Consider the following 8474-nt stretch of genomic DNA (forward strand, 5'->3'; position numbering starts at 1 on the left):
AAGAGCATCGGGATGAGCCCGACGGAGGCGCTGGGCGCGGCGTGCTGGGACGCGCGTCGCTGGCTCGGCCGGCCCGGGCTGGATCACGGCGCCTCCGCCGACCTGCTGTGTTTCTCCCAGGACCCGCGCTCCGGGCCGGCCGTGCTGAAAAGTCCTGATCTGATCATCCTGCGCGGCAGGACGTTTCACCCGGCCGCTTAGCCGCGCGCCGCTACGCGCGGGCGGATAGGATCGCCGAATGTCGTTGCCCAGCGGGGCGAGCTTTGCCGGCTACATCGTGTCCCGAGGGCTGGGTTCAGGAGTGACGGGTGAGGTCTACCTCGTCCAGGACCCCCGGTCGACGCGCCGCCAGGCGTTGAAGGTGCTGTCCCGCGAACTGTCGACGGACACCGCCTTCAAGGCGCGGTTCCGGGAGGAAACCCCGATCGTCGCCAACCTGCACTACCCCCACATCGTCGAGGTGCACGAGCGCGGACAGTTCGACGGCCAGCTCTACATCGCGATGGAATACATCGAAGGCACCACCGCCGGCCAGCTCATGACCGACCGGTTCCCGGCCGTTTCGCCGGCCGTCGAGGTGCTGGCCATGGTCACCGCCATCGCCGGCGCCCTCGACTACGCCCACCTGCGCGGGCTGACGCATGGCGATGTGAAGCCGGCCAACATCCTGCTGACCGATCCTGAAGACGGCCAAAAACGAATCTTGCTGACCGACTTCGGCATCGCCCGGCAACTCGCGCAGCCAGCTGACGGCGCGCCGCAGGTCACTGTTGCTTACGCGGCGCCGGAACAGTTGAGTGGCGGCAACGTCGACGGGCGCGCGGACCAGTACGCGTTGGCGGCCACCGCATTTCACTTGTTGACCGGCGCGCCGCCGGTTGCGAATGCCGACCCCGTGGCCGCGTTGCGCCGGCATCGCGACGGCAAGCTGCCGCGGCTCAGCGATCAGCGCCCCGAGCTGGCGCACCTGGACAGCGTCTTCGCCAAGGCGCTCGCCGAACGACCCGAGGACCGATTCGACACCTGTCACGACTTCGCCCAGGCGGCAAGCGAACTGGCGGGCCTGTCGACGGGTGAACGCCCCGAACCCGAAACCGAAACCGAACCCGAGCCGGACGCCGGCGACGAAAAGGACACGGCGGCAGCGCCGGAGGATGTCGCGGCCACGACGCCGGACGAACCGGACGTGCCCCTGAAGCGCAGGCCGCGAAAGGTCTTGTTGGGGACCGCGGCAGTGGCACTCGTCGCCGGGGCGCTGGTGGCGGGCATCGCTATCGGGCGCCACAGCGGCACCACACCCAAGCAGGTCGCCGCTGCGGCGCCGACTACCCCGGCGCCCCCGCCGGCCCCACTCGACGGCAGCTACCGTATCGAGGCCGAGCGCACCAAGCAGACTTATAACTACATCGCCGATCCGCAGCCGCCGGACGTCAGAACGTGGTGGGCGTTCCGGTCGTCGTGCAAGCCGGAGGGCTGCTCCGCCGCCGCGATGCAGCTCGACGACAACGACCACATGCAGGGCATGTCACAAGGCGGGGGATCCCTCTTCATGACATTCACGGACGGCGAGTGGCAGTCCGCGCCGGCGGATCTCAACTTCCCGTGTGTGGGGCCGGACGGATCGCAATCCACGCAGGGCACGACCATGGTGCTCGCGCTGCGGCCGCAGCCCAACGGTGAGTTCGTCGGCGAGGAGGTCGTCACCGTGCAAACGGATGAGTGCGGCCAGCGGTCGGCCGTGATCAGGGTGCCCACAGTGGCGAGCCGGACGGGCGAGGTGCCGCCGGCGGTGGCCGTGCCAGAGCCCGGCTCGGGTCCGCAGAGCCAGGAGCGGCACGCGCCCGGCGTGGCGCCGACGGCGGCGCCGTTTCGGCCTCAGAATTGATCGGTGGCCAACCAGCAGTTTTAGCGCGGCGACGTGTCTCGCAGGAAAAGATTGCGAGCACTTGCTAGCTATGTTAGCGTTTCGGCGATCGACGACATGGAGGACGCCATGGCCTACGACGTGATCATCCGCGGCGGATTGTGGTTCGACGGCACCGGCAGCGCACCACTGACCCGCACGCTCGGTATCCGCGACGGCGTCGTGGCCGCGGTGGCCGAGTCGCTGGACGAGACCGGGTGCCCCGAGGTGATCGACGCGGCCGGCAAGTGGGTGGTGCCCGGCTTCCTGGACGTGCACACCCATTACGACGCCGAAGTGCTGCTGGATCCCGGCCTGCGCGAGTCGGTGCGCCACGGCGTCACCACGGTGCTCTTGGGTAATTGCTCGTTGTCGACGGTCTACGCCGAATCGCAGGACGCCGCCGACCTGTTCAGCCGGGTGGAGGCGGTGCCGCGCGAATACGTCTTGGGCGCGTTGGAATCTCGCCGGACCTGGTCGACGGCCGCGGAATACGTCGCAGCGATCGACAGGCTGCCGCTCGGACCCAATATTGGTTCGCTGCTTGGTCATTCGGACCTGCGCACCGCGGTGCTCGGACTGGATCGGGCCACCGATGCCGCGGTGCACCCGACGGCCGGCGAGCTGGAGAAGATGGCCCAACTGCTTGACGAGGCCCTCGACGCCGGATTGCTCGGCATGTCCGGGATGGACGCGGCCATCGACAAACTCGACGGCGAACGGTTCCGCTCGCGCGCCCTGCCCTCCACCTTCGCGACGTGGCGGGAACGCCGCAAGCTGATCAAGGTGCTGCGCAAGCGTGGCCGAATCCTGCAGAGCGCCCCCAATGTGGCGAAGCCGTCAACCGGAATGCTGTTCTTCCTGGCCAGCAGCCGAATGCTCAACCGGGGCAAGGGTGTTCGGATGAGCATGCTGGTGTCCGCCGATGCCAAGTCGATGCCGCTGTCGGTCTACGTGTTCGGCCCGGCGACCCGTTTGCTGAACACGCTGCTGGGCTCTCATGTGCGATTCCAGCATCTGCCGGTGCCGTTCGAGTTGTATTCCGACGGAATCGATCTGCCAGTCTTCGAGGAGTTCGGCGCCGGAACGGCAGCCCTGCACTTGCGAGATCAGTTGGAGCGCAACAAATTACTGGCGGACAAGAATTACCGCCGGGAGTTCCGCCGCGAGTTCGACCGCGTCAAACTGGGCCCGTCGCTGTGGCACCGCGACTTCCACGACGCGGTCATCGTCGAATGCCCGGATAAAACGTTGATAGGCAAGAGTTTTGGCGCCATCGCCGATGAGCGCAAGCTGCACCCGCTCGACGCATTCCTGGACGTGCTCGTCGAAAACGGAGAGCGCAATGTGCGGTGGACGACCGTGGTCGCCAACCATCGCCCCAAGCTGCTCGACGCGCTGGCCAAGGAAGGCAGCGTGCACATGGGCTTCTCCGACGCCGGAGCGCACCTGCGCAACATGGCTTTCTACAACTTCTCGCTGCGGATGCTCAAGCGCGTCCGGGACGCTCACCGCGCCGGCGCGCCCTTCATGTCGATCGAGCACGCGGTGCACCGGCTCACCGGTGAATTGGCGGAGTGGTTCGGCATCGACGCCGGCACGCTGCGCAAGGGCGACCGCGCCGACTTCGTGGTGATCGACCCGGCCGGACTGAACGAATCCGTCGACGGCTACCACGAGGAAGCGGTGCCGTTCTACGGCGGCCTGCGACGCATGGTCAACCGCAACGACGACGCCGTGGTCGCCACCGGTGTCGGCGGCGTGGTGGTCTTCGGCGGAAGCCATTCCAAAGGCCAATTCCGGGACGGCTACGGTCAATCCGTGCGATCCGGCCGCTACCTGCGGGCGGGGCAGCGCGCCCGTAGGGAACGCCCTGCGTTGAGCGTCACCGCCTGACATGGCCAGAACCCAGCAGCAGCGCCGGGAAGAAACCGTCGGACGCCTCCTCGACGCCTGCATCGAAACCATCATCGAGGTCGGCTACGCGCGGGCATCGGCCGCGGTGATCACCAAGCGGGCCGGGGTGTCGGTCGGCGCGCTGTTCCGGCACTTCGACACCATGGGCGATTTCATGGCGGCCACGGCGTCCGAGGTGCTGCGTCGCCTGATGGAGCGGGGCACCAAGCGGGTCGCCGCGATACCGCCCGAGGAGCCGGCGCTGGAGGCGGGCCTGACGATTCTGCGGGACATCACCCACAGCCCGGGCAATGCGGTGCTCTACGAACTGCTGGTCGCCGCGCGTACCGACGAGAAGCTCAAGGCCACCCTGCAGCAGGAACTCGGGCAGTATGCGGAGAAGATCATCGATGCTGCCCGGGCGCTGCCGGGGGCAGAGCGGTTCCCCGAGGACAAATTCCCGGTGATCGTCGGACTGCTGACAAACGTCTTCGACGGCGCTGCTCTGGTGCAGAGCATCATCCCGCAGCCGGGACTCGACGAACAGCGGATTCCGGTGCTGACGGCGCTGCTGCGAGCGGCTCTAGAGGATCCCGCTTTCTAGAGCGAGCCGATGCTGGACTCCGGGCTTTGCGCGAATCCCCAGTCGAACAACGTCGCCGCCTGATCCCAGTATGTTGGACCGCCCTCTTTGATCAGCCCGTACATCATCGCGATCACCAGCCGGCGGCCGCCGCGGGAGGCGGCCCCGACGAAGGTCTTGCGGGCGGCGTTGGTGAAGCCGGTCTTGCCGCCGATGGCGCCGGGGTAGCGCTGCAGCAGTTCGTCCTGGTTGGTGATCGGGTGGTCGCCGTTGTCGCCGGGGAACATCGCCGACGGCTCAGCGGTGATCTGTGCGAATACCGGGTTGGCCATCGCCGCGCGGAAGATGACCGCCAGGTCGTGCGCCGTCGATGCGCCCGACCCGCCGGGGCCGTCCAGGCCGGACGGTGTGGAGGCGTGGGTGTTGGTGGCTCCTAGCGAGGCCGCTTTGGCGTTCATCTTGGCCACCGCGACGTCCGGACCGCCCAGCATGTGCGCCAGCGTGTTGGCGGCGTCGTTGCCCGAGACCAGCAGCAGGCCGTCGAGGAGCTGGCGCGCGGTGTAGGTGCGACCCGGTTTGATGCCGACACAGTTGCACTCCACCTCGGTGTCGGCGACGTCGGCGACGACCGTCGAGTCCAGGCTCACCGAGTCCAGCACCACCTGGGCCAGCAGCGTCTTGATGGTGCTCGCCGGCGGGTGGGCCACGTTCTGGTCGCGGCCGGCCAACACCTGGCCGGTGTCGAGATCGGCGACGATCCAGGTTTGCGCCGGGCCGTCGGGAATGGGTATCGAGCCCACCGGTTGCATGTTGTCGGCCGACGCGGTCGACGTGATGACGGTGGCGGTGCAGGTACCCAGCGCGAGCAGGGCGGCGACCACTTTGAACACCGGGCCAGTGAGCTTTCGCATGGCCGCAAAGTCTAACTTCCGACCCTTTTCCGTGGGCATTTTCAGTACTGTCCGTTGCATGTTGAGCCTGGCCGAAATCTCCGACCGCCTCGAGATCCAGCAGCTGCTGGTGGATTACTCCACCGCCATTGACCAGCGCCGATTCGACGACTTGGATAAGGTGTTCACGCCCGACGCCTACATCGACTACACGGCGCTGGGCGGCATCGAGGGCCACTATCCCGAGGTGAAGAAGTGGCTGGCCGAGGTGCTGCCGAACTTCCCGGTGTATGCGCACATGCTCGGCAACTTCTCCGTCCAGGTCGACGGCGATAAGGCCTCGTCGCGGGTGATCTGCTTCAACCCCATGGTGCTGGGCGGCGACAAGGACCAGGTGCTGTTCTGCGGCCTCTGGTACGACGACGAGTTCGTGCGCACGCCGGACGGCTGGCGCATGACGCGGCGGACTGAGACCAAGGTCTTCCAGAAAGTGATGTAAGACCGCACCGGTCGCCGCGCCTGCGATCCCGGCGCGCGATTTCTGCCGCGGCCCGTCGTTCTGGCACAATGGGCGGCTGTCCGCCGAGCGATTACGCATCGCCGACCGGTCATACACGCGAGGCAAAACCGGATCCGGGCATCCCGCCCCGATCGCTGAATTGCAGCGTGACACACACAGGAGAGATCGCTTAACCATGGCTGTGAAGATCAAGCTCACCCGGCTTGGCAAGATCCGCAATCCCCAGTACCGCATCGCCGTCGCCGACGCACGGACCCGGCGCGACGGCCGCTCCATCGAGGTCATCGGTCGCTACCACCCCAAGGAAGACCCGAGCCTCATCGAGATCAACTCCGAGCGCGCCCAGTACTGGCTGTCGGTGGGTGCCCAGCCCACCGAGCCCGTCCTCAAGCTGCTGAAGATCACCGGCGACTGGCAGAAGTTCAAGGGCCTGCCGGGCGCCGAGGGCCGCCTGAAGGTCGCCCCGGTCAAGCCGAGCAAGCTGGAGCTGTTCAACGCCGCGCTGGCCGAAGCCGACGGCGGGCCCACCACCGAGGCCGCCAAGCCGAAGAAGAAGGCGCCGGCCAAGAAGGCCGCGAAGGGCGCCGACGAATCTGCCGAACAGCAGCCCGCTGCCGAGACCCCCGCGGAGACGGCCGCTGAGGCCGAGGCGCCCGCCGAGGGCGGCGAGCAGGCCGAGTCGACGACCGAGAGCTGACCGCGGCGATGAGTACGGTTGTCGTTGACGCTGTTGAGCATCTGGTTCGCGGGATTGTCGACAACCCCGACGATGTCCGGGTGGACATGGTGACCAGCCGCCGCGGGCGGACGGTCGAGGTCCACGTCCATCCCGACGACTTGGGCAAGGTGATCGGCCGCGGAGGTCGCACTGCGACCGCACTGCGCACGCTGGTCGCCGGCATCGGCGGCCGCGGCATCCGCGTCGACGTGGTGGACACCGACCAGTAGTCGCTCATGGAACTCCCGTGGAGTTGACCGTAGGGCGTGTGGTCAAAGCCCACGGCATCAGCGGTGAGTTGGTGGTCGAGATCCGCACCGACGATCCCGAGGCCCGTTTCTCCCCGGGTAACACGTTGCGCGCCAAGCTGTCTCGTGGCGGCGGGGAACGCAGCTGTCTGGTCGAGAGTGTCCGCGAGCACGGCGGACGACTGCTGGTGCGGTTGGCCGGCGTCACCGACCGTGACGCCGCCGACGCGCTGCGCGGCACCCTGTTCGTCGTCGATTCCGAGGACTTGCCCGAAATAGATGAGCCAGACACGTATTACGACCATCAGCTGGAAGGCCTGCGGGTGCGCAGCACCGCCGGCGAACAGATCGGTGTGGTGGCCGAGGTGTTGCACACCGCAGCCGGTGAACTGCTGGCGGTGCGGCGCGAAGCCGGTGCAGCCGGCGACGAGAACCGGGAAGTGCTGGTGCCGTTCGTGACGGCGATCGTCACGTCGGTGTCGCTGGACGACGGCATCGTCGAGATCGATCCGCCCGAAGGCCTGCTGGATCTGTAGGGCTTCGAGATGAGAATCGACGTCATCACCATCTTCCCGGCCTATCTGGATCCGCTGCGGCAATCGTTGCCGGGCAAGGCGATTCAGTCCGGTCTGGTCGATCTGGCCGTGCATGACCTGCGCCGCTGGACCCATGACGTGCATCGCTCGGTTGACGACGCCCCTTACGGCGGTGGTCCGGGGATGGTGATGAAGGCACCGGTGTGGGGTGCGGCGCTGGACGAAATCGCCTCTGAGGAAACACTTTTGGTTGCTCCCACGCCGGCCGGAAGGCTGTTCACCCAGGCGACAGCGACGCGATGGAGCGCCGAGGCCCACCTGGTGTTCGCGTGCGGTCGCTACGAGGGCATCGACCAGCGGGTCATCGAGGACGCCGCGCGGCGGATGCGGGTCGAAGAGGTCTCGATCGGCGACTACGTGCTGCCGGGCGGCGAGTCGGCGGCCGTGGTGATGATCGAGGCGGTGCTGCGCCTACTCGACGGAGTGCTGGGCAATCCGGCGTCGCACCGCGACGATTCGCACTCGCCGGCGCTGGACCGCCGTCTGGAGGGGCCCAGCTATACCCGGCCGCCGAGCTGGCGCGGGCTGGACGTCCCGGAGGTGTTGCTCTCGGGTGATCATGCGCGGATCGCCGCATGGCGCCGCGAGATCTCACTGCAGCGCACCAGGGAACGTCGCCCCGAGCTGCTGGACCCGCCGAACTAGAGCCGCGGCGTGTCGATGCGGCCCTCCGGAAATATCGTCTTGACCGCCCGGGTGATGGTGTCGCGGGCGGTGGCGTCGTCGGTGGTCTGCAGGGACTGGACCACCATGATGTAGCGACGGTCGGCCCCGATCACACCGGTCGACAAATGCATCCATTCGCTGCCGATACAGCACATCCAGCCTTGCTTGACCGCGACCGGCTCGGCATACAGACCGTCCGGGATGCCGAACCGCTGCGGGTAGCCGTCGAGCCCGTTGGGGGTGGACTGGGAAAGGTCGTTGACGATGATCTTGGCGTCGTCGGCCGGCAGCCCACCCGAGCCGTCCAGCAGCATCTCGTAGTAGCGGATCAGGTCGGTCACCGAGCTCATGGTGTTCCACCAGCGCCCGTCGTCGCCCGGGGTGGTGGAGGTCAAGCCGTAACGGGCCGCCACCTCGGTGATGATGGCGGTCCCGCCGCCCTGGCCCCAGAATT

Annotated in this window: 9 protein-coding genes and 2 pseudogenes; 9 read left to right on the plus strand and 2 right to left on the minus strand. The window is 67.4% G+C overall.

Going from position 1 to position 8474, the window contains the following annotated elements; all coding sequences use genetic code 11:
* The 4 genes and pseudogenes from A5625_RS10500 to A5625_RS10515 all read left to right on the plus strand — a co-directional run.
* A pseudogene (locus A5625_RS10500) lies at positions 1–201 on the plus strand (amidohydrolase family protein); the annotation flags it as partial.
* A gap of 37 nt (positions 202–238) precedes the next feature.
* Entirely contained in the window at positions 239–1885 is a 1647-nt protein-coding gene (locus A5625_RS10505; RefSeq protein ID WP_066992601.1) for a serine/threonine-protein kinase, read from the plus strand.
* Positions 1886–1981: 96 nt separating this feature from the next.
* On the plus strand, positions 1982–3799 hold the full coding sequence (locus A5625_RS10510) for an amidohydrolase family protein (RefSeq protein ID WP_066992604.1): 1818 nt from the start codon (positions 1982–1984) through the stop codon (positions 3797–3799).
* A 1-nt stretch (position 3800) separates the two neighbouring features.
* Positions 3801–4403 carry a TetR/AcrR family transcriptional regulator gene (locus A5625_RS10515; RefSeq protein ID WP_066992607.1) on the plus strand — a complete coding sequence of 201 codons (603 nt, stop codon included), beginning with the start codon at positions 3801–3803 and terminating at the stop codon, positions 4401–4403.
* Here A5625_RS10515 and A5625_RS10520 read toward each other — a convergent pair.
* Positions 4400–5272 (minus strand): D-alanyl-D-alanine carboxypeptidase family protein, encoded by an 873-nt coding sequence (locus A5625_RS10520; RefSeq protein ID WP_369830001.1) that lies wholly within the window; start codon positions 5270–5272, stop codon positions 4400–4402. The genes A5625_RS10515 and A5625_RS10520 overlap by 4 nt on opposite strands.
* 79 nt (positions 5273–5351) lie before the next feature.
* Here A5625_RS10520 and A5625_RS10525 point away from each other — a divergent pair, with 79 nt between their 5' ends.
* The 5 genes from A5625_RS10525 (at position 5352) to trmD (ending at position 7999) form a co-directional block, all read left to right on the plus strand.
* Positions 5352–5771, plus strand: a complete 420-nt coding sequence (locus tag A5625_RS10525) for a nuclear transport factor 2 family protein (RefSeq protein WP_066992610.1) — start codon at positions 5352–5354, stop codon at positions 5769–5771.
* 196 nt (positions 5772–5967) lie between these two features.
* Positions 5968–6489, plus strand: coding sequence for a 30S ribosomal protein S16 (gene rpsP, locus A5625_RS10530; RefSeq protein WP_066992613.1), 522 nt, complete (start codon positions 5968–5970; stop codon positions 6487–6489).
* Positions 6490–6497: 8 nt separating this feature from the next.
* On the plus strand, positions 6498–6740 hold the full coding sequence (locus A5625_RS10535; protein ID WP_003878715.1) for an RNA-binding protein: 243 nt from the start codon (positions 6498–6500) through the stop codon (positions 6738–6740).
* A 17-nt stretch (positions 6741–6757) separates the two neighbouring features.
* Entirely contained in the window at positions 6758–7294 is a 537-nt protein-coding gene (gene rimM / locus A5625_RS10540) for a ribosome maturation factor RimM (protein WP_066992616.1), read from the plus strand.
* Between the two features lie 9 nt (positions 7295–7303).
* The gene (gene trmD / locus A5625_RS10545) at positions 7304–7999 is read left to right on the plus strand and encodes a tRNA (guanosine(37)-N1)-methyltransferase TrmD (RefSeq protein WP_066992619.1); all 696 of its coding nucleotides are present in this window, start codon (positions 7304–7306) and stop codon (positions 7997–7999) included.
* Here trmD and A5625_RS10550 read toward each other — a convergent pair.
* Positions 7996–8474 (minus strand): annotated as a pseudogene (locus tag A5625_RS10550) (hypothetical protein); the annotation flags it as partial. The gene trmD and the pseudogene A5625_RS10550 sit on opposite strands and share 4 nt — an antisense overlap.

Origin of the sequence: Mycobacterium sp. 1465703.0 (assembly GCF_001672975.1) — a bacterium.
GTDB lineage: Bacteria > Actinomycetota > Actinomycetes > Mycobacteriales > Mycobacteriaceae > Mycobacterium.

Excerpts from the sequence above, each read along its gene's own strand:
- A5625_RS10505 (WP_066992601.1), top strand. The coding sequence starts at position 239 with ATGTCGTTGCCCAGCGGGGCGAGCTTTGCCGGCTACATCGTGTCCCGA.
- A5625_RS10510 (WP_066992604.1), top strand. The coding sequence starts at position 1,982 with ATGGAGGACGCCATGGCCTACGACGTGATCATCCGCGGCGGATTGTGG.
- A5625_RS10515 (WP_066992607.1), top strand. The coding sequence starts at position 3,801 with ATGGCCAGAACCCAGCAGCAGCGCCGGGAAGAAACCGTCGGACGCCTC.
- A5625_RS10525 (WP_066992610.1), top strand. The coding sequence starts at position 5,352 with ATGTTGAGCCTGGCCGAAATCTCCGACCGCCTCGAGATCCAGCAGCTG.
- rpsP (WP_066992613.1), top strand. The coding sequence starts at position 5,968 with ATGGCTGTGAAGATCAAGCTCACCCGGCTTGGCAAGATCCGCAATCCC.
- A5625_RS10535 (WP_003878715.1), top strand. The coding sequence starts at position 6,498 with ATGAGTACGGTTGTCGTTGACGCTGTTGAGCATCTGGTTCGCGGGATT.
- trmD (WP_066992619.1), top strand. The coding sequence starts at position 7,304 with ATGAGAATCGACGTCATCACCATCTTCCCGGCCTATCTGGATCCGCTG.